At 38.8% G+C, this 19,364-nt stretch carries 18 protein-coding genes; 15 read left to right on the forward strand and 3 right to left on the reverse strand.

The window, feature by feature from the left end:
- Positions 1-157: 157 nt before the first annotated feature.
- From MUN88_RS13805 to MUN88_RS13840, 8 genes are all read left to right on the forward strand, one after another.
- On the forward strand, positions 158-910 hold the full coding sequence (locus tag MUN88_RS13805; protein WP_244716019.1) for an SDR family oxidoreductase: 753 nt from the start codon (positions 158-160) through the stop codon (positions 908-910).
- Between the two features lie 86 nt (positions 911-996).
- The gene (locus tag MUN88_RS13810; RefSeq protein ID WP_244716021.1) at positions 997-1,506 is read left to right on the forward strand and encodes a DUF4178 domain-containing protein; all 510 of its coding nucleotides are present in this window, start codon (positions 997-999) and stop codon (positions 1,504-1,506) included.
- Positions 1,507-1,525: 19 nt separating this feature from the next.
- A complete protein-coding gene (locus MUN88_RS13815; RefSeq protein WP_244716024.1) occupies positions 1,526-2,194 on the forward strand; it encodes a PspA/IM30 family protein in 669 nt (222 codons plus the stop codon).
- Between the two features lie 166 nt (positions 2,195-2,360).
- Positions 2,361-3,026 carry a DUF4247 domain-containing protein gene (locus MUN88_RS13820; protein WP_244724534.1) on the forward strand — a complete coding sequence of 222 codons (666 nt, stop codon included), beginning with the start codon at positions 2,361-2,363 and terminating at the stop codon, positions 3,024-3,026.
- Positions 3,027-3,048: 22 nt separating this feature from the next.
- Positions 3,049-3,444: a DUF350 domain-containing protein gene (locus MUN88_RS13825; protein WP_244716026.1), complete on the forward strand. Its 396-nt coding sequence runs from the start codon at positions 3,049-3,051 to the stop codon at positions 3,442-3,444.
- 120 nt (positions 3,445-3,564) lie between these two features.
- A complete protein-coding gene (locus MUN88_RS13830; RefSeq protein WP_369809995.1) occupies positions 3,565-5,103 on the forward strand; it encodes a polyamine aminopropyltransferase in 1,539 nt (512 codons plus the stop codon).
- A gap of 68 nt (positions 5,104-5,171) precedes the next feature.
- The gene (locus MUN88_RS13835; RefSeq protein ID WP_244716030.1) at positions 5,172-5,852 is read left to right on the forward strand and encodes a metal-dependent hydrolase; all 681 of its coding nucleotides are present in this window, start codon (positions 5,172-5,174) and stop codon (positions 5,850-5,852) included.
- Between the two features lie 522 nt (positions 5,853-6,374).
- Positions 6,375-7,688, forward strand: a complete 1,314-nt coding sequence (locus MUN88_RS13840; protein ID WP_244716032.1) for a DRTGG domain-containing protein — start codon at positions 6,375-6,377, stop codon at positions 7,686-7,688.
- A gap of 64 nt (positions 7,689-7,752) precedes the next feature.
- Here the strand turns inward: MUN88_RS13840 and MUN88_RS13845 are convergent, their stop codons facing one another.
- The gene (locus MUN88_RS13845; protein WP_244716034.1) at positions 7,753-8,049 is read right to left on the reverse strand and encodes a YtpI family protein; all 297 of its coding nucleotides are present in this window, start codon (positions 8,047-8,049) and stop codon (positions 7,753-7,755) included.
- A 165-nt stretch (positions 8,050-8,214) separates the two neighbouring features.
- Here MUN88_RS13845 and MUN88_RS13850 point away from each other — a divergent pair, with 165 nt between their 5' ends.
- Positions 8,215-9,153, forward strand: a complete 939-nt coding sequence (locus MUN88_RS13850) for a DHH family phosphoesterase (protein WP_305852467.1) — start codon at positions 8,215-8,217, stop codon at positions 9,151-9,153.
- Between the two features lie 57 nt (positions 9,154-9,210).
- On the opposite strand, the gene ytrI is transcribed toward MUN88_RS13850, so the two are convergent.
- A complete protein-coding gene (gene ytrI, locus MUN88_RS13855) occupies positions 9,211-9,675 on the reverse strand; it encodes a sporulation membrane protein YtrI (RefSeq protein WP_244716036.1) in 465 nt (154 codons plus the stop codon).
- Between the two features lie 44 nt (positions 9,676-9,719).
- On the reverse strand, positions 9,720-10,052 hold the full coding sequence (ytrH, locus tag MUN88_RS13860) for a sporulation membrane protein YtrH (protein WP_244716038.1): 333 nt from the start codon (positions 10,050-10,052) through the stop codon (positions 9,720-9,722).
- Between the two features lie 143 nt (positions 10,053-10,195).
- Here ytrH and dnaE point away from each other — a divergent pair, with 143 nt between their 5' ends.
- From dnaE to pyk, 6 genes are all read left to right on the forward strand, one after another.
- Positions 10,196-13,483: a DNA polymerase III subunit alpha gene (gene dnaE / locus MUN88_RS13865; RefSeq protein WP_244716040.1), complete on the forward strand. Its 3,288-nt coding sequence runs from the start codon at positions 10,196-10,198 to the stop codon at positions 13,481-13,483.
- Between the two features lie 88 nt (positions 13,484-13,571).
- Positions 13,572-14,135 carry a FadR/GntR family transcriptional regulator gene (locus MUN88_RS13870; protein WP_244716042.1) on the forward strand — a complete coding sequence of 188 codons (564 nt, stop codon included), beginning with the start codon at positions 13,572-13,574 and terminating at the stop codon, positions 14,133-14,135.
- A 58-nt stretch (positions 14,136-14,193) separates the two neighbouring features.
- The gene (gene accD, locus MUN88_RS13875) at positions 14,194-15,072 is read left to right on the forward strand and encodes an acetyl-CoA carboxylase, carboxyltransferase subunit beta (RefSeq protein ID WP_244716044.1); all 879 of its coding nucleotides are present in this window, start codon (positions 14,194-14,196) and stop codon (positions 15,070-15,072) included.
- Positions 15,050-16,015: an acetyl-CoA carboxylase carboxyl transferase subunit alpha gene (gene accA / locus MUN88_RS13880; RefSeq protein ID WP_244716046.1), complete on the forward strand. Its 966-nt coding sequence runs from the start codon at positions 15,050-15,052 to the stop codon at positions 16,013-16,015. Before accD ends, accA begins: the two co-directional genes overlap by 23 nt.
- 362 nt (positions 16,016-16,377) lie before the next feature.
- The gene (gene pfkA / locus MUN88_RS13885; protein WP_244716048.1) at positions 16,378-17,337 is read left to right on the forward strand and encodes a 6-phosphofructokinase; all 960 of its coding nucleotides are present in this window, start codon (positions 16,378-16,380) and stop codon (positions 17,335-17,337) included.
- A 59-nt stretch (positions 17,338-17,396) separates the two neighbouring features.
- On the forward strand, positions 17,397-19,157 hold the full coding sequence (gene pyk / locus MUN88_RS13890; protein WP_244716050.1) for a pyruvate kinase: 1,761 nt from the start codon (positions 17,397-17,399) through the stop codon (positions 19,155-19,157).
- Positions 19,158-19,364: the final 207 nt, after the last annotated feature.

Genomic DNA, 19,364 nt, shown 5'->3' on the forward strand with positions numbered 1-19,364 from the left:
TTTACATGTGTTTAATGATACTAAATTATATTTATGTAATTCCACATATAATGCCTTTTTAAACGTTCGGAGAAAGGAACTGCACATTAATAGAAAAAAACGAAACATTGATGTAACATAGAACTATCATGTGTTTGAAGAAGTAAGGAGGATGAAAATGGGGCACGCCTTTATTACGGCTGGCACAAAAGGATTAGGTCGACAGGTAACCGAAGCCTTTTTGAAAGAGGGTCACAACGTATCCATTACATATTTTCGAGATTATAAACGCGCTCAGGAACTGGTGAACCTTTATCCTGATGCATCGATCGAAATTATCCAAGCTGATGTAAGCGACAAAGAAGATTTAAGTGCTGCAGTCAAGCAAGCCGTGGAAAGGTATGGTACCATAGATTATGTAATCAATAATGCTGGACCATTTGTGTTTGAAAGGAAAAAATTAATCGATCATACCGAAGAAGAATGGGACCAGATGATTCGAGGAAATTTAGATGCAGTCTTTCATCTATTGAAATTAACAATACCATCGATGCGGGAGCAGCGATTTGGCAGGATTATCAATTATGGATTCCAGAGTGCTAATACGGCTGCTGGATGGATTAATCGGGCAGCCTTCTCTGCTGCTAAAGTCGGTCTGGTCTCTTTGACGAAATCCGTTGCATATGAAGAGGCAGAAAATGGTATCACCGTCAATATGGTATGTCCTGGGGATATAGCGGGTGAAATGAAAGAAGCGACAATTAAACAAAGTAAACAAATTGCGGATCCTCATACACCGATTGGAAGGTCCGGTACAGGAGAAGATATTGCGCGTGCGGTGATGTTTTTTTGTGATGAAAATGCCGATATGGTAACAGGCACCATCCTTGATATAAATGGTGGGCTAGACGTCATCCATCAGCATCGTTAAATTTTTTTTGAAAAATTGAAACCTTTTTTGTCGAGAGATCGTAAATAAGAATAATAACCCATCACGGAAGAAAAGAGGTGCACCAAATGGGTTTCTTCTCGAAGTTATTTAAGAAAGAAGAAAAAAAACCAGAAGTAAGAAAACGAAATTTGCTATCCGTTGAGATAGGCGATATTATTGAGTACGACCTTACTGATTATGAAGTGATTGGTAAGATTACATATCGGCAAAACCGGTATGAATGGTACAGCTATCAGCTTCTGGGTGAGGCGAAGACCATCTGGCTTTCTGCAGAGATGGATGATGCATTAGAGATTGGTATTTATGAAACCATTCAATTGCCTGAAGCAAACAACTTTCCTGACAAATTAGTATATCAGGATAAACAGTTCTCCTTAGATGAAAAGGGGGAGGCGAATATTATCGGAGAAGGTAGGAGCAAATCCTTAACTGGTCAACGGATCCGATATGCCGAATATTATGATGAAGAGGAAGAAACATTCATAAGTTTGGAAGCGTGGGATAGTGATGTAGAAGCAAGTATTGGTTACTCAATAGAAGAATATGAAATTAAAATTATTGCAGGATCCCATTAATTATTAGGAGGAGATTTATATGTTTCAATTTTTTAAGCGTGTCAAAACGGTTGTAGGTTCTGAGTTGAATTCCATGCTGGATAAGGCAGAAGATCCGGTGAAAATGCTAGATCAATTTATGCGCGAAATGGAATCAGATATTCGTGAAGTAGAATCAGCAGTTGCAAAACAAATTGCTAACGAAAAAATGTTAAAACGTAAAGCAGATGATGCCCAGGCATTAGTAGACAAAAGACAAAAACAAGCAGAGCAGGCAATCGAATCTGGAAATGAAGATTTAGCTCGCCGTGCATTAGAAGATAAGAAAGATCACGAATCACAAAGCACGATGTTACGTGAATCATGGGAACGTTCGAAACAAGATGCGAATCAATTACGTGATAAATTAGACGAAATGAAAAAAGAACATCAGCAAATGAAAATCAAGAAAGATTCCTTGAAAGCACGTGCTGAAACAGCAAAAACACGTACGAAAATGAATCGCACTATGTCTTCTATCGGTAACGATGAATCAAAACGAGGCTTTGAGCGCATGGAGGAAAAAGTCATGCAATTTGAAGCGGAGGCGGACACAAGTGATGATATGTCCATGGCAAGTAAGTCTTTAGACGATGAATTCGAGGCGTTAGATAATAATGAAGTAGATGACGAATTGGCTGCTTTGAAAAAGAAAATGGGGAAAGAATAAGCGATTCTGAAAAACGTCAAGTAACTTCACTGTTTATAACGGATAATTTCTGATAAAGTAACAAATAGAGAATGAACTGGAATATGGGTGCTCATATTCCAGTTCTCTCTGTAATAGACTGTTGAAGGATAGATTATATATTGGGATTGGAGGTGGTGCGTCAGTGATGAAAAAAATCAGCTATGCGATCGGACTGCTTTTTCTATGTTTATTAGTCGGCTGTGGATCAAATTCATCATCAAACCTTTCTGCATTTAATGAGTCTAACGATATTTCAGAAGATGATTTAAAAGTGGAGGAATCGAAAGATGAAGTGCTAAATCAATTGCAAAATAACAGCAATGGGAATTTAGAAGCACTGATTTCTAATCATTTTCCATTTGTAGATTCTGTGACTGGTGAAGACACAACTGCTAATGTTTATGGAACGTTACTGTTTGAAGTTGAAGAATTAGCGGACATTTTATCCGAAATCGAACAACCTGATGAAAAAAGTGACTTTATTGATGGACAGCTAATTTTGATGTACTCAAATGATAATTTCATCATTCTCAAAGAAAGCGAAGAAATACCAGGTGCTACATTTATTGAGGTTGCCAGTGAACAATTTGTTCGTGATAATTATTCACCTAATTTCCTAACTACATATTTCACCATACGGATGCTAGATAGCGTCTTTGGAAATAATTGGGTTACAAACAGACGAAGCTACTGTAGCTCAAATGACTGTTATGGTGGTTATTCGACGTCACGAAGTTATAACAATGGAAATCTATCGACGAACAGAGGAATGGGGACATTCCGAGGTGGCGGTCCAAGTTCAGGTAAGTAAAAATAACAAAGGAGTGTGAAAAATGGGACCATTTATTTCAACGTTTATTTATTTCGCTGCAGCGATTATTATTGTCGTTATTGGACTTATTATTTTTGAATGGCTCACAACGAAATACAAAGATTGGGATCAAATCAAATCAGGTAATCAAGCTGTTGCATTATCCATTGCTGGAAAAATAATTGGAATTTGTGTTATTTTATCTTTTGCTATTTACCATAGTATTAATGTGGTAGAGACATTAATCTGGGGTGCCTATGGCGTAATCCTCCAGTTGATTGCTTATTTAATTTTCGAGGGTTTAACACGCCATTTTTCAGTGGAAGAACAGTTGAAAGCAAATAATGTTGCGGTCGGTATTGTTTCTTTTGCTGTTTCTGTAGGATTGGCATTTGTAATTGGTTCGTCAATTACATAATCGCAGTTCCAAAAAGAAGCGACAGTGTTATCTCGATGGTGGAGAGAAAACAAAGAAGCCTGATCATTATCAATGGTCAGGCTTTTTATATCAAGTTTAACTAGGAAGCGTGGATGAATGATGGATGATATAAAAAAGAAACAGAGTCATTTTATATATTGGGCATCAGGAATAGTTTCGATATGCGGCATAATCTTTGAAGTATTGTTTGGCGCACTGGGTTCATATATTTTAGGTGACGGTGTCAAACAGTATACATTGACGATTTCGCTGTTTTTAACCGGCATGGGAATTGGAGCTAGTCTTAGTGAACGTGTGACGAAAAAGTTAATTTTATCTTTTATTTACATAGAATTTCTAGTAGCGCTCATTGGTGGGTTTTCCAGTTTTCTAATGTTTGCTGTGACGGCCTTCTCATCCGATGGGACGGATGCTCTATTCCTCTATGTTGTGACGTTAATTATCGGGGCGCTTACAGGTGTCGAATTACCAATCCTGATTCGCAAAGCTAACGAAATTGGTGTAACGCTGCAAAAAAGCACGGCAAGAGTTTTATTTTCAGATTATGCTGGTGGTCTGATCGGCGGTTTATTGTTCGTCTTTTTGCTACGACCTCAGTTCGGGATGGTAAAATCAGCATTTATTGTAGGGTTGATCAACCTAACCGTTGCAATGGTTGTGTTGTATTTATTCCGCAAAGAAGTTAAACACCGATGGGTACATGGCATTATTGGTTCTATTATCGGTGCCCTGTTGCTTGCTGGCGTGTTTGTCGGGGAATCAATTGCTTTAACATTTGAACAGAAATTATATAAGGATCCTATTGTCCATATGGAAGAGAGTCAGTATCAAAAAATCGTCATTACCAAGCAAAATGAAGATATCCGATTATACTTAGATGGGGGATTGCAGCTAAGTTCAATTGATGAACACCGTTATCATGAAGTACTTGTCCATCCAGCAATGACCGCTTCTGACTCCCGAGAGCAAGTACTTATTTTAGGGGGCGGAGATGGTTTAGCAGCTAGGGAACTGTTAAAGTATAAGGATATCAAGGATATTACGTTAGTAGATTTGGATCCCGCCGTTATTGAACTAGCAAATGAAAATCCTCATCTGCTGAAATTAAATCAAGGATCACTTAAAGATGATCGAGTGCATGTTCAAAATCAGGATGCATTTGAATTCCTTGAACAGAGTGAAAACTGGTATGATGTCGTCATCGTAGATTTGCCTGATCCTAATAATGAAAGCTTAAATAAATTATATACAAAAGAGTTTTATTCCTTAATTCGAAATCACCTTAAGCCTGGCGGAGCAATGATGGTACAATCAACAAGTCCGGTTTTTGCGAGAGAAGTATATTGGACCATTTCTAACACGATTGCTTCGACTGGATTAACAACAGAAAACCTTCATGTCGATGTTCCGAGCTTCGGCAATTGGGGATTTGTATTAGCTTCCAGAGAAGAAATAGCTATAGAGGATCTCAATATAAATGTGCCGACTGACTTTTTAAACAACCATATGTTGGAGAGTTTAACTGTTTTCGGAAAAGATGAAGATGACAGTTTTGCAGATGAAGACAAATTAGAAGTCAATACTTTAATTGATCCGGTATTAATCGAAATGTATGAAAATGCTTGGAAATATTATTAAACATGTTTAAACTAGCGATGGAAAGGTAATATCTTAAGAAGAATGTCTAATAGAAGGAGTGTCGTTTGATGAAAGTTTCTTTTCACGGACAATCTTGTGTAAAGGTGGAAACTGCGAAACATACTATTTTAATTGATCCTTTCATTTCTGGAAATGAGACAAGTGATTTAGATCCAAACACGCAAAAACCAGATGTAATTCTGTTAACCCATGGACATAATGATCATGTTGGGGATACAATTCAGATTGCGGAACGGACGAACTGTCTCGTAGTTGCTCCGAACGAACTAGCAGAATATTTGGGTTCAAGAGGATTGAATACACATCCAATGCATATTGGCGGTGCCCATGCGTTTGATTTTGGTATAGTGAAGCTGACACCTGCATTCCATGGTTCAATGTTTCAGGATGAAGAAGGTAATCTTATTTATGGTGGTATGCCGGCTGGTATTTTACTATTTGCCGATGGACAAACCATTTACCACGCGGGCGATACCGGTCTATTCTCAGATCTGAAATTAATTGGAGATATGAATGAAATCGATCTTGCCTTCTTACCCATTGGCGATAATTTCACAATGGGACCAGAAGATGCACTGATTGCTGCTGATTGGATAAAAGCAAAAAGAGTAGTGCCAATGCATTACAACACCTTCCCACTCATTGAACAAGACGGCAAGGCATTTTGCGAACAAGTAAAAACAGGGGACGGAATCCACCTGCAACCAGGAGAAGCAATCGAACTCTAAGGTCAAAGCATTAATGCTTTGACCTTTTTTATACGTCAGGAACAAGTAAAATCATAAAACTGACTTAATCATGCTCAAGATTAAGTATGAATTCTTATAATACGGATTATGTAAAGTCGACTGTTTCGATATGTTCATTTTAACAAATAGTGTGTGCTTAACAAAGCTCCGGTAATATGCTCCGCAGGACGCGAAGTGATTGGTAGAAGATATCACATCACTAACAACATGTCAAAATGACCTCTTCGCTAGCATTACATAATCCGTATTAAAGGAACATTGATTTAATATCAATCATTTTCTTCGCTGCTTCCTTAAATTAGTCTGTCCAAAAAGTGATAACAGTTCGGATATTTTATTAATACAGATGCTTTCAGAAAATTACTACAGAAGAAGTTGTATAAATTTTCAAGTATAAGTAATCATAATATTTGCAGAAAAAATTGAATATTATGGTTATAAACTGTATAATAAAAATAGATAGCAAATTACTAGTACAGATGAAAGAATGGTGAGCTGCGATTGGCTACAAAACATGAACAAATTCTATCTTTTATAGATTCATTAAAAGTAGGAAACAAAATATCTGTAAGACAAATTGCGAAAGAATTAAATGTAAGTGAAGGAACAGCTTATCGTGCCATAAAAGAAGCGGAAAATAAAGGATTGGTTAGTACCATTGAGCGAGTTGGTACGATTCGAATCGAACGAAAGCAGAAAGAGAATTTTGAAAATCTAACGTTTGCTGAAATTGTCAGCATTGTCGATGGTCAAGTATTGGGTGGCAGAGACGGACTGTATAAAACGCTAAACAAATTCGTAATCGGTGCCATGAAGCTTGATGCGATGATGAGATATACGGAAAAAGATTCACTGTTAATTGTCGGGAATCGTACGGAGGCTCATCAGCTGGCTTTGAAAGAAGGGGCGGCGGTTTTAATTACCGGTGGGTTTGACACAGATGAGGAAACGAAGCAATTGGCAGACGAGAAACAGTTGCCAATTATTTCTACAAGCTATGATACCTTTACGGTAGCCGCGATGATAAATCGTGCAATCTATGATCAATTGATCAAAAAAGAAATTGTGTTAGTTGGCGATATCTATACGAACCTGGAAGATACTTATTACTTATCTGTAAAAGATCAGGTAACCAAATGGTATGAATGGGAAGAACGAACAACACACAGTAGATATCCTGTTGTAGATGACCGAAATAAAGTAGTTGGAATTGTTACTTCTAAAGATGTTATCGGAAGAAAAGCCGATGCATTGATTGATAAAGTAATGACGAAGAATCCATTAACCGTAATGAAGGAAACATCATTAGCGTATGCGGCACACATGATGGTATGGGAAGGGATTGAAATCATGCCAGTGGTGGATCAGCACCACCAGCTGGAAGGATTGATTTCGCGTCAAGATGTGCTGAAGGCATTACAGCATATTCAGAAACAGCCTCAAGTAGGAGAAACCATTGATGATATTCTCTCTAATTATTTGGAACCATCATCAGGCGACCCTCATTTATCTACATATCATGCTGAAGTAACACCTCAAATGACAAATCAGCTAGGGACCCTTTCCTATGGTGTTTTTGTTTCCTTTGTTATTGATGCAGCAAGACGAATGATGAGGCATCAGAAAAAACGAGATTTAGTAGTAGAAAATACAACCGTTTATTTTATCAAACCGATTCAGTTAGAAACAACGATCACCTTCCATCCGAGGATCATTGATCTTGGAAGGAAATCAGTCAAAATTGACGTTGAAGTATATCATGAAAAAAAAGTTGTAGGAAAAGCCTTGTTAATGGCACAGTTAATTGAGCGCTAAATAACAAAAGCAAATTGTCAGCTGGCAATTTGCTTTATTATCTATGTAACCTGCTACATCTGCATTATTCAGAAGTTGCTCTTTTTTGAAATTCACCTTTGTAATGGATCCACCTTTTAATTCCTCCGGTACCTTGTAACACACCAAAGAAAAGAAAGACAATCGTGATAAAAAGCGCTAATCGAGTTTGATAAAATAGATATTGATTAATACCGAAGAAGCTGATACAGACACCTAGTGCAATCCGTGCTTTAGCATTCTTAATTTCTTGTGCGAGCGGGTCACGATCTCGCAAAATCATTATTTTATAATAAAAATACATAAAAAATGAGACGATAATAATAATTGGAAACACAACCATTTTTTGCAAACCTCCATCTTCTTAAACAAAACGGTAACACTCTGTATTCGTATCTATTGTATCGCGTCAAATCGACAATTGCTAGTAAAATTACACAAGAACTGATAATCTAATAATCGAAAGTCGAAACGTAAATGTTAGACAGTAAAAAAAAGGAGAAATAATATGACAATAACTACAGACATACTATCCACAATTAATCAATACGAGACCATCATTATTCACCGCCATGTCCGACCGGATCCAGACGCTTATGGTTCTCAAGCTGGCCTTGCAGAAATCATCAAAGCAAGCTTTCCTGACAAATCAGTACATATCGTAGGAGAGGAAGAGGATTCGCTTGCATTTTTAGCGACGATGGATCGCCTGGAAGATCAAGCTTACCAAGGGGCACTTGTGATTGTGTGTGATACAGCTAATCAGGAGCGAATCTCTGACTCGCGTTATCAATCAGCGGATGCGATTGTGAAAATTGATCACCATCCTGTCGTTGACGTGTATGGTGATATTCAATGGGTGGATGTCAATGCAAGTTCTACGAGTGAATTAATTTATCGATTCTATCAAGAGCAGAAAGACAAAGGATTGAAGATGACGGATAAAGCGGCATTTCTTTTGTATAGTGGTATTGTTGGAGATACAGGCCGATTTCTATTTCCGAGTACTACGAAACAGACCTTTCAGATCGCTGCTGAGCTTGTGGGCTATGATTTTGATCGAACAGCGCTTTACGAGCAAATGTACAAAACGAATTTGCGAATTGCGAAATTAAAGGGGTATATCTTACAGAATATTAACATGTCGGATGCTGGTGTAAGTTATGTGAAGCTTACGAAAGAAACGTTGAAAGCATTTGATGTGACTCCATCTGAAACAAGTGCTGTTGTAGGCGTGTTAGGAGATATCGAAGGGATCAGAGTATGGGCAATTTTTGTCGAAGAAGACGAAGTAATACGCGTTCGTTTACGCTCGAAAGGTCCAGTCATTAACGAAATTGCTGCGAAATATGAAGGTGGAGGGCATCCACTGGCTTCTGGAGCGAAAATTCATCAATGGGAAACAATGCAACACGTATTAGCTGATTTAGAAGAAGCATGCAAGTAAACAAAAATAGCGGAAAGTACGCTTATCATCTGAAAGTGTATTTTCCGCTAGCAATACCTAATTGGCTTTTTCTAATTCTATTGATAAACGCAATGTCTCCCCAACGATAATCCGGCTCACTGTAGCTTGGAAACGGAAATCATCGATATTTATGACTTTATTTTCAATAGTGGAAATAAGAAGGTCAATTGAACTGGATAGATCATCCACGCTTTTTCCGATGGCATTCGATGCTTCGGTCCGTAATACTTGTTCAAGCTGCTGTACCATCGGTCTGTCATTATCGATATTTAATTCCTCTAAATTTAAAAATTCAATCTCGAGTTCTTGAATTTGGATACCGTCTTTCGTTTCCTGATCAAGCTGCTGGTGGTTTTTTAACAGCGTATCATAGCTGTGCTGTAAATCTTGTAATTCGCCCTGCATTGCCAACTTTTCTTCAATCCATTTTTGCTGTAATTCACCAAACATATAAATAAACACGAAATAACCTACGATGGCACCTATGCAAACGCCTGCCAAAAAACGCTGCCACCCCGGCCTTTTGTAATAAGGAGGAATATGCATTACTCGATCTCCTCTTGAATCAGCCACTCTATTATGAGTAAGGCAGTATGTGCACCACCCATTGCGGTGATGATCAGTAATATTTGTTTAAATAAATCTATCGTAGATCCATAATATAATCCTCTTTCAAAATTATAAATTGCATCAAATGTACCACCGATGGCAGCAACAATTGCCCAAATTCGTAACCCCTTCGCAATACGACCCATATGTGTAATTGGTGCATCCCCCGTAAGAAAAGCGCCGATACTTCCTATCATGGAACCGCCTATCATGACACCAAAGGCGATAAAAAAACAATGTATCGCCGTTTGCATAAATCGCTCTTCCATCCACACCCCTCCATCGTACAAGTGCATCTATACTACAATATATGTGAACTTGTCTACTATATGTTTATCAACTTACAAGTTTTACTTCGTCTGCTATAATAGAAGAACGAAACATTTGCTCGTATTTAGAAGGAGGTGAATCGATGCCGGAATTAACAGCTCTTCAATTAAAGAGTGGTTACTCGTTAATGAAGAGTACCATCCAAATTGATTCCCTGGTTGAGCAAGCTAAGCAGCTCGGCTATTCTTCACTTGCTATTACCGATCATCAAGTAATGCATGGTGCTATTCGTTTTTATACAGCATGCAAAGAAGCGGGAATTAAACCGATCATCGGTTTGTCCTTTGAATTGATGGTGGAGAATGAAGCGGTGCAAGTCATTAGCTTAGCGAAGAATTATCATGGTTATCAGCAATTATTGCAATTAAGTACTGCCATTCAATACGGGGAAAATATAACAATTGAGCGCATGAAAGATTTTCAGGAGGATCTGCTGTTAATTATTTCTGCTGAACAATGGAGTATAGATGATATAGAGGCTCAGGTCAATGCGTTATCCAGATTGCTGGCTCCGATGCGTTACTATTTAGGAATTTCTGAGAATATGTTGCCGTATCGTGAGCAATTACAAGGACTGACAATCGAAAAAGTGGCCATGCAGGATATTCGATATCTGACCAAGCAAGATGCTGTGGCCTATTCCTGTGTGAGAGCAATGGATCAAGGTGTGAAATGGAATAAAAATATACTTGATGATTTAGAAGGTACTTATCTGCCAACAAATCAGGAATTAGAATGGATATATCAATCATGGCCTGACCTGAGAAGCAATGCGAATCGAGTGGCAGATCAATGTGCAGTTGATCTGCCGTTGGATCAGCGATTACTGCCGAAATACCCTGTACCAGATGGCGAACATGCGGATCAATTTTTAGAGGTATTATGTCAAAAGAAATTACAAACTATATATCCGTCAGTAACAGAAGACATCAAGGCTCGTTTCCATTATGAGCTGGATGTCATTCAATCAATGGGTTTTAGTGATTATTTCCTGATTGTATGGGATTTTGTAGAGTATGCTAAACAACAGCAGATAATGGTAGGTCCGGGAAGGGGTTCTGCAGCTGGCTCGTTGATCGCCTATTTATTAGGGATAACAAATGTAGATCCGATTAAATATGAGTTACTGTTCGAACGTTTCTTAAACCCGGAACGTGTTACCATGCCAGATATCGATATTGATTTCTCGGACGAAAGAAGAGATGAAGTGATCCGCTATGTAGTTGACAAATACGGTGCCGAGTATGTCGCTCAAATTGTCACGTTTGGTACTTTTGCTGCAAGGTCGCTCTTAAGAGAACTTTTTAAAGTACTAGCGATTGAAGAAAGCGACCAGGCTTACATATTAAAGTCACTGCCGAAAGATAGCGGTCAATCCATTGCGGCAATGCTGAAACAAGCACCGGAGCTTACTGAATATATTAAGCAGTCAGACCCTCTGAAGAATCTTTTTAAAATTGCTAATCGGTTAGAAGGTTTACCTAGGCATGTATCCACCCATGCTGCGGGTGTCATCATCAGTCAGGATGCATTGGTAGATCATGCGGCAGCAATGCCAGCCCAGAATGAAGTGCCGCTTACGCAGTATGCCATGAACGACTTAGCGATAATAGGCTTATTAAAAATGGACTTCCTGGGCTTAAGGAACTTATCGTTAATTGAAAAAATTGTGAAACAAATCGAAAGGCAGCATAAGCGCAGAATTTCATTAGATGACATTCCGTCCGATGATCCGGCTACTTTTTCCTTATTGCAGAATGGACATACGAATGGTGTTTTTCAATTAGAATCACAAGGAATGCAGCAAGTACTGCGGGAGTTGAAGCCAACAGAGTTTGAAGATGTGGTGGCGGTTAATGCTTTGTATCGGCCGGGACCAATGGAATTTATACCTGCATATGTCGCACGAAAACATGGGAAGGAAAAGGTGCGCTATCCGCATCCGGATTTAGAACCGATTCTAGCCAAAACTTATGGCGTGCTTGTATATCAAGAGCAAATTATGCAAATCGTGAATCTGATGGCAGGTTTTTCATATGGAGAGGCAGACATTTTGCGAAGAGCTGTCAGTAAGAAAGATAAAGATGCCTTGATCAATAATCGTTCCAAATTCATAAATGGTTGTTTACAGAAAGGCTATGCTAGACAGATTGCTGAACAAATTTTTGATTGGATTGTCCGATTTTCTAATTATGGTTTTAACCGTAGCCATGCGGTAGCATACAGTGTGATTGCTTATCAGTTAGCATATCTGAAGGCAAATTATCCGGTTGCCTTTTTTATTGAAATGTTAAGCTCGCAAATGGGTAATCAAGACAAAATCCAAGTCTATTTACGAGAGGCAAAAGCCCGTGACATCCGAGTACTGCCACCTTCGATTAATGAAAGCATTGGTAAATTTAAAGCGGAGAAGCAAGGGATTCGAATTGGATTGAATTTGATTAAAGGAGTCGGTTATCAGGCGTTTCAGGAAATATTTGAGGTCAGAAAAAAACAGCGATTTAAAAGTTTATTCGATTTTTGTCTGCGAGTGCCACTTCAGAAAGTGAACCGCTCCATTATTGAATCACTTATTCTGGCTGGAGCATTTGATGAACTGCATGATAATCGTGCAACTATGTTAGCCAGCCTGGATGAGGCGATGGAACAAGGGGAACTCTTTAAAGAATTCGATGACCAAATGCGTTTCTTCGAAGGTGATCTTGCCCTTGATTTCTCTTACACAGAGACAGATCCATTTCCTGTCATGCATCAATTAATGATGGAAAAAGAAGTGATTGGCTTCTTTGTTTCCACACATCCATTAGCAGAAGTACGAGATAAGATTCGCCAAATCGGTTATATTACGATCCAGCAGGCTATTCAATCTAAGCAGAAAAAACTGAAAATGGCCGCAGTTATACAATCACTCAAGGTGATCCGTACAAAAAAAGGTGAGGCGATGGCTTTTGTGATGCTCGCGGATGAATCAGCTGAAGTTGATGCGGTTCTGTTCCCTGTTGTTTTTCGACAAGTAAATCATTGGCTCGAAGAAGACAGCTTTGTATTTGTGGAAGGACGAATCGAAGAGCGTAACCAGAAGAAGCAAATGATTATCGATGTCATACAACCTTACCAACTTGATGAGAAACAATTTACTAGTGATAAAATATATATTAAAGTAGAACGAGAGCAAACAGAGGCGATGACAAAGCTCAGTGAGTTCGCAACCAAGTATCCAGGAGCTTCCACTGTCTATCTCTATCAAGGAGATGCTAACAAACTGTTTAAAATGTCTGCGAATTATAATTTGGACAATACTTGGAATGTGATCAAAGAGTTAAAGCAATTCTTTGGAGAAGGCAATGTAGTCATCAGGCATTCTTCTTAGAAGTGTGCCTCTTTACATCATATATGGTTCTGATATAATGTAATAGTTAATTGGTCTGACCAGTAAAGACGGTTACAGGGGGAAAGTAATGTCAGAACGAACAAAGGTATATCAGCAAGTTTTAACCGAAATTCAACGTCTTATTAGAGAAGACGGTTATCTGCCAGGAGATAAATTACCTTCGGAACGTCAGCTGTCTGTACAGTTAGATGCAGCAAGGTCGTCCGTTCGAGAAGCGTTACGTGCTATCGAATTGTTAGGCATCATTGATACGAGACAAGGCGAAGGAACCTATCTCCGAAATTACCAGACCTATCAAGCTGTTGGATTGTTAGCTTCTTTCGTATTGCAGGATTCACAGACCCAATCGGAATTGGCGGAAGCTAAGCAAGTATTAGAAGATCATGTCATTTCATCGATGACAGCGACAGATCAGCAGATCGAGCAATTAACTGGAATTATCAATGATCCTGCCTTAACAAATGAAGAGAAGCATCATCGTTTTTTTTCTGTCTTTTTTGAAGCATATGGAAACCAGCTTTTGTTAAAGATATGGAGATTGATGGAAGATTTTTCACTGAACATCAAATCAGACGTTCAGTTGGATCCATATTACAAGGGTATTATGAAACATATACAGGATAACAGGTAGAATAAGAAAATTATGAAGTGAATATATTGATAGTGTAATGGAGAAGGAGGAATCTTCATTGTTGAAAGATTTGTTTGGAAAAAAGAAAAAATACACTCCTATTCCAGGAGAAAATGCAAAAAAAGATATACCACAAGGCTTAATGCAAAAATGTGACAGCTGTAAAAAAATTTTTTACCAAAAGGATTTACACAAAAACTTAAATGTTTGTCCGGAATGTGGACAGCATCATCTTATATCAGCTCATGACCGTATTAATAGTCTGTTTGATGAAGGAACGTTTAAAGAGTGGGATCAGGATCTTTTGTCTGATAATCCACTTCAATTCCCTGAGTATGAAGAGAAAATTGCCAAAGACCGTAAAAAGACTGGCTTAAACGAGGCAGTTGTTACGGGTGAAGGCAAAATCCATGACAGCCGTACAGCTATTGCAGTGATGGATGCACGCTTCCGTATGGGAAGTATGGGATCAGTGGTTGGTGAAAAAATTGCTCGGGCGATTGAACGTGCACGTAAAGAACGCATGCCTATTATTATTTTTACGGCATCTGGCGGTGCCCGAATGCAGGAAGGTATCCTTAGTTTAATGCAAATGGCGAAGACGTCCATTGCAATTGAACGATTGCATCGGGAGAAAGGTTTATTTATTTCTGTGATGACCAACCCTACAACTGGTGGAGTTTCTGCTAGCTTTGCTTCGATTGGTGACTATAATTTTGCAGAACCGGGAGCCTTGATCGGATTTGCTGGTCGACGCATCATTGAACAGACAATTCGAGAAAAATTACCGAAAGACTTTCAAACGGCAGAATTCCAATTAAAGCATGGCCAGATTGATAAGGTAATACCTCGACAAGAGATGCGAGATACACTAGGAACGATCCTGGAGATCCATACTATAGGAGGCGGAACAGATGAAGCAAGTGCTAGAGTTTGAGAAACCTGTAGTGGAATTGCGAGAGAAAATTGAAGAACTGAAAGCTATGACAAAAGATAGTGATATCGATCTGTCAGATGAGATTGCCAAAATGGAAAAACGACTGGCTAGATTAGAAAATGATATTTATGGAAAATTAAAACCGTGGGATCGTGTTCAAATTGCACGCCATTCTGAACGTCCAACGTCATTAGATTATATTGAGCAATTATTTACTAATTTTATCGAATTTCATGGCGACCGTTTTTATGGTGATGACGAAGCAATGATTGCCGGTATTGCTAAATTTAAAGACAAACCGGTAACAGTAATTGGACATCAGCGTGGTAAAACGACTAAAGAGAATATAAAGCATAATTTTGGTATGCCTCATCCGGAAGGCTATCGGAAAGCGTTACGCCACATGAAGCAAGCGGAGAAATTTAATCGGCCTATCATTACGTTTATCGACACGAAAGGCGCCTATCCTGGTAAAGCTGCAGAAGAACGAGGTCAAAGTGAAGCGATCGCCCGTAACTTGATGGAAATGGCTGGTCTAACTGTACCTGTAATCTCTGTTGTTATCGGAGAAGGAGGGAGTGGTGGAGCATTAGGTATCGGTGTTGCTGACCGCATTCATATGCTTGAGAATTCCACGTATTCTGTAATCTCTCCAGAAGGAGCCGCCGCATTGTTATGGAAAGATTCCGGACAAGCTGAACGTGCTGCGAAAACAATGAAGATTACAGCGAGTGATTTGAAAGACTTAGGTGTAGTGGATGATGTTATAGCGGAGCCATTAGGCGGTGCGCATCGCGATCTTGTGACACAAGCATTATCTATAAGTGAAGTCATCGATGACTCACTGCAGAAATTAGAATTAGAAAATGAAACAACGTTATTAGATAAACGCTGGGAAAAATATAACAAAATCGGAAAAGTCCGTTCACTTCTAGAAGTATAGCTGCAATCCCCTCATTCGTTGGAAGAGGGGATTGTTATTTTCTGTCAAAAGGGGATGTGTAATATTACCATTGTAATGCAAGGTATGTCAATGGAGTTGCCTTTTTCCATTACTTCATTCAGACAGCTTTTCACTTTTCTGTAAAAACTATTCAATAATTTAGCTCATTTGCTTTGAATTTGTTCAAAATCAAAGGAAATACTTTTATTGCGTGTCGAAATACGCTAAAATTATATTGTTTAGGGATGTGAATTTGAACGAATTCATGTATAATCTTATGTGGATATTCCTAGCGTTTTAAAAAAGAGATTATTGGGGAAAAATGTAGTAGGACAATTTATTTTGTTAAAGAGGTGATTTATTTGAAAAAAATCGGTGTATTAACAAGTGGTGGCGATGCACCTGGTATGAATGCCGCAGTACGTGCAGTTGTGCGTAAAGCTATATATCATGAATTAGAAGTGTATGGCGTTTATAATGGATATGAAGGCCTGATGCAAGGCAATATTAAAAAAATGGAATTAGGTTCTGTAGGGGATATTATACAGCGCGGTGGTACGATTTTGTATTCTGCACGTTCAGAAGAGTTTAAAACAGATGCCGGTCAACAAAAAGCAATTGAGCAAATGCGAAAAATTGGTATTGAAGGACTCATTGTCATTGGCGGAGATGGGTCATTTCGTGGTGCCGAAAAATTAACGCAAAAAGGATTTCCGTGTATCGGAGTTCCAGGAACAATCGATAATGATATTCCGGGAACAGACTATACCATTGGATTTGATACGGCACTAAATACGATTGTCAATGCAGTGGACAAGATACGTGATACTGCTACGTCGCATGAACGTACATACGTAATTGAAGTAATGGGAAGAGATGCGGGTGATTTAGCGCTTTGGGCCGGACTTGCAAATGGTGCTGAAACAGTAATTATTCCAGAGCAAGAAGAAAGTTTCGAGAGTGTGGTCAGTAAATTACAACGTGGTCAGGAACGTGGAAAAAAACACAGTATTATCATTCTGGCTGAAGGAGTCGGAAGCGGTGTGGAATACGGTAAACAAATCGAAAAAGAAACAAACATGGATACACGTGTCACCGTATTAGGACATATTCAGCGTGGCGGTTCGCCATCAGGTTATGATCGGGTGCTAGCAAGCCGTTTAGGCTCCAAAGCAGTTGATTTGTTAATGAATGGTATCGGTGGCCGCATGGTAGGAATTCAGAATAACGTAGTTGTTGATCACGATATCGTTGATGTATTAAGCAAAAAACACGCAATTAATATGAACATGTATACATTAGCAAATCAATTATCTATTTAATAATGTAAATATCTAACTAATTTTGAAATAGGGAACAGAACACATAGGGAGGAAGCAATATGAGAAGAACGAAGATCGTTTGTACGATAGGGCCGGCATCAGAAGCACCAGAAAAGTTGGAAGAACTTATTAAAGCAGGTATGAATGTTGCTAGGCTGAACTTTTCTCATGGTGACTTTGATGAACATGGGGCAAGAATTAAGAATATTCGTCAGGCTGCTAAAAAATTAGGAAAAACAGTAGCTATTCTGTTAGATACAAAAGGACCGGAAATTCGTACAGGTATATTGAAATCAGGTCAGGCAGATATTGTAAAGGGGAACACTGTTAACGTTTCGATGGACGAAATAGAAGGAGACGAGGAACGTATTTCTGTCACATATCCTCAATTAATTCATGATGTTCATGTTGGCTCTAAATTATTATTGGATGATGGGCTTATAGCATTAGAAGTTACAGAGATTCTGAAAGAAACCAATGAATTAAAAACTGTTGCATTAAACTCTGGCTTGTTGAAGAACAAAAAAGGTGTTAACGTACCGAACGTTAGTGTAAATCTCCCAGGAATTACAGATAAAGATGCAGCAGATATCAAATTTGGTATTGAGCAAGGTGTTGATTTTATTGCAGCATCCTTTGTTCGTCGTGCATCGGATGTATTGGAAATCAGAGGATTGTTAGAAGAGCATAATGCGACGCAGATTCAAATTGTTCCTAAAATCGAAAACCAGGAAGGTGTCGATAACTTAGACGCCATTCTGCAAGTGAGTGACGGATTAATGGTTGCTCGTGGGGATTTAGGTGTTGAAATTCCACCAGAAGATGTACCACTTGTGCAAAAAGATATGATTTTCAAATGTAATAATGCTGGAAAGCCAGTCATTACAGCAACACAAATGTTAGATTCGATGCAACGAAACCCAAGACCGACACGTGCAGAAGCTTCTGACGTTGCCAATGCAATTCTTGATGGTACAGATGCTATTATGTTATCCGGTGAAACAGCTGCAGGTGATTACCCAGTGGAAGCTGTTCAAACAATGAGCAATATTGCCAAAAAAGCTGAAACAGCGATCGATCATAAAGCGATGCTTGATTTGCGATCGAAATCTTCTGATATGACGATTACAGATGCGATCAGTCAATCGGTAAACCACACTGCGATGAATTTAAGTGTAGATGCAATCCTGACACCAACAGTCAGTGGCTTTACTGCACGAATGATTTCTAAATATCGTCCAGAGGCACCAATTATTGCTGTAACATTCGATGAACAAATCAGTCGCCGATTAGCGCTAGTTTGGGGTGTAGAATCTATTGTTGGGACGTTACTTCATACAACAGATGATGTGCTTGAAGAGGCAATTGAACAAGGTTTGAAGACCAATCACTTTAAACGTGGCGATCGCGTGATTATTACAGCAGGTGTTCCAGTTGGCGAAAGTGGAACGACGAACTTAATGAAAGTTCACGTAATTGGAGATGTGTTAGCGAAAGGCCAGGGTGTTGGCAAAGGAAGTGTTTATGGACGTGCTGTAACTTGTAAAGATGCAGATGAGGCAAAATTAAAAGTACAGCAAGATGATATTATCATCACCTATGGTACGGATAAAGATATGATGCCTTCTATTGAAAAAGCAGGAGGAATTATCACACAAGAAGGTGGTCTTACTTCCCACGCAGCAGTAGTAGGATTAAGTCTAGGCATTCCTGTTATCGTTGGTGTAGAAAATGCATTAGATGTCATTAATGATGGTCAGGATATTACGATTGATGCCCATAAAGGTGACATTTACGCTGGCCATGCTAGTGTCCTATAAGTAACGATAGAGAAGAAGCTGGTCTTCTTCTCTATTTTTTTAATAGTATAAATGCAAAGTCGTGAAGCAATTCTTTATATTGGAAAAAGTAATGATAGCTTTTCTACCGAACGGTATTTCAATTTGATTATTTGGATATTCTAAAATGGCTTAGCAAAACTCCAGCATCCAGTAGGAGTACCTAGCCAGGCTGTTAAAACAGTAATC

The organism is Gracilibacillus caseinilyticus, from assembly GCF_022919115.1.
Taxonomy (GTDB): Bacteria; Bacillota; Bacilli; order Bacillales; family Amphibacillaceae; genus Gracilibacillus; species Gracilibacillus caseinilyticus.

Coding starts and splice junctions, on each gene's coding strand:
- MUN88_RS13835 (WP_244716030.1), top strand. CDS start 5,172: ATGAAAGTTTCTTTTCACGGACAATCTTGTGTAAAGGTGGAAACTGCG.
- MUN88_RS13820 (WP_244724534.1), top strand. CDS start 2,361: ATGAAAAAAATCAGCTATGCGATCGGACTGCTTTTTCTATGTTTATTA.
- ytrH (WP_244716038.1), bottom strand. CDS start 10,052: ATGGAAGAGCGATTTATGCAAACGGCGATACATTGTTTTTTTATCGCC.
- MUN88_RS13805 (WP_244716019.1), top strand. CDS start 158: ATGGGGCACGCCTTTATTACGGCTGGCACAAAAGGATTAGGTCGACAG.
- dnaE (WP_244716040.1), top strand. CDS start 10,196: ATGCCGGAATTAACAGCTCTTCAATTAAAGAGTGGTTACTCGTTAATG.
- accA (WP_244716046.1), top strand. CDS start 15,050: ATGAAGCAAGTGCTAGAGTTTGAGAAACCTGTAGTGGAATTGCGAGAG.
- MUN88_RS13815 (WP_244716024.1), top strand. CDS start 1,526: ATGTTTCAATTTTTTAAGCGTGTCAAAACGGTTGTAGGTTCTGAGTTG.
- MUN88_RS13810 (WP_244716021.1), top strand. CDS start 997: ATGGGTTTCTTCTCGAAGTTATTTAAGAAAGAAGAAAAAAAACCAGAA.
- MUN88_RS13830 (WP_369809995.1), top strand. CDS start 3,565: ATGGATGATATAAAAAAGAAACAGAGTCATTTTATATATTGGGCATCA.
- MUN88_RS13870 (WP_244716042.1), top strand. CDS start 13,572: ATGTCAGAACGAACAAAGGTATATCAGCAAGTTTTAACCGAAATTCAA.
- MUN88_RS13825 (WP_244716026.1), top strand. CDS start 3,049: ATGGGACCATTTATTTCAACGTTTATTTATTTCGCTGCAGCGATTATT.
- pyk (WP_244716050.1), top strand. CDS start 17,397: ATGAGAAGAACGAAGATCGTTTGTACGATAGGGCCGGCATCAGAAGCA.
- MUN88_RS13850 (WP_305852467.1), top strand. CDS start 8,215: ATGACAATAACTACAGACATACTATCCACAATTAATCAATACGAGACC.
- MUN88_RS13845 (WP_244716034.1), bottom strand. CDS start 8,049: ATGGTTGTGTTTCCAATTATTATTATCGTCTCATTTTTTATGTATTTT.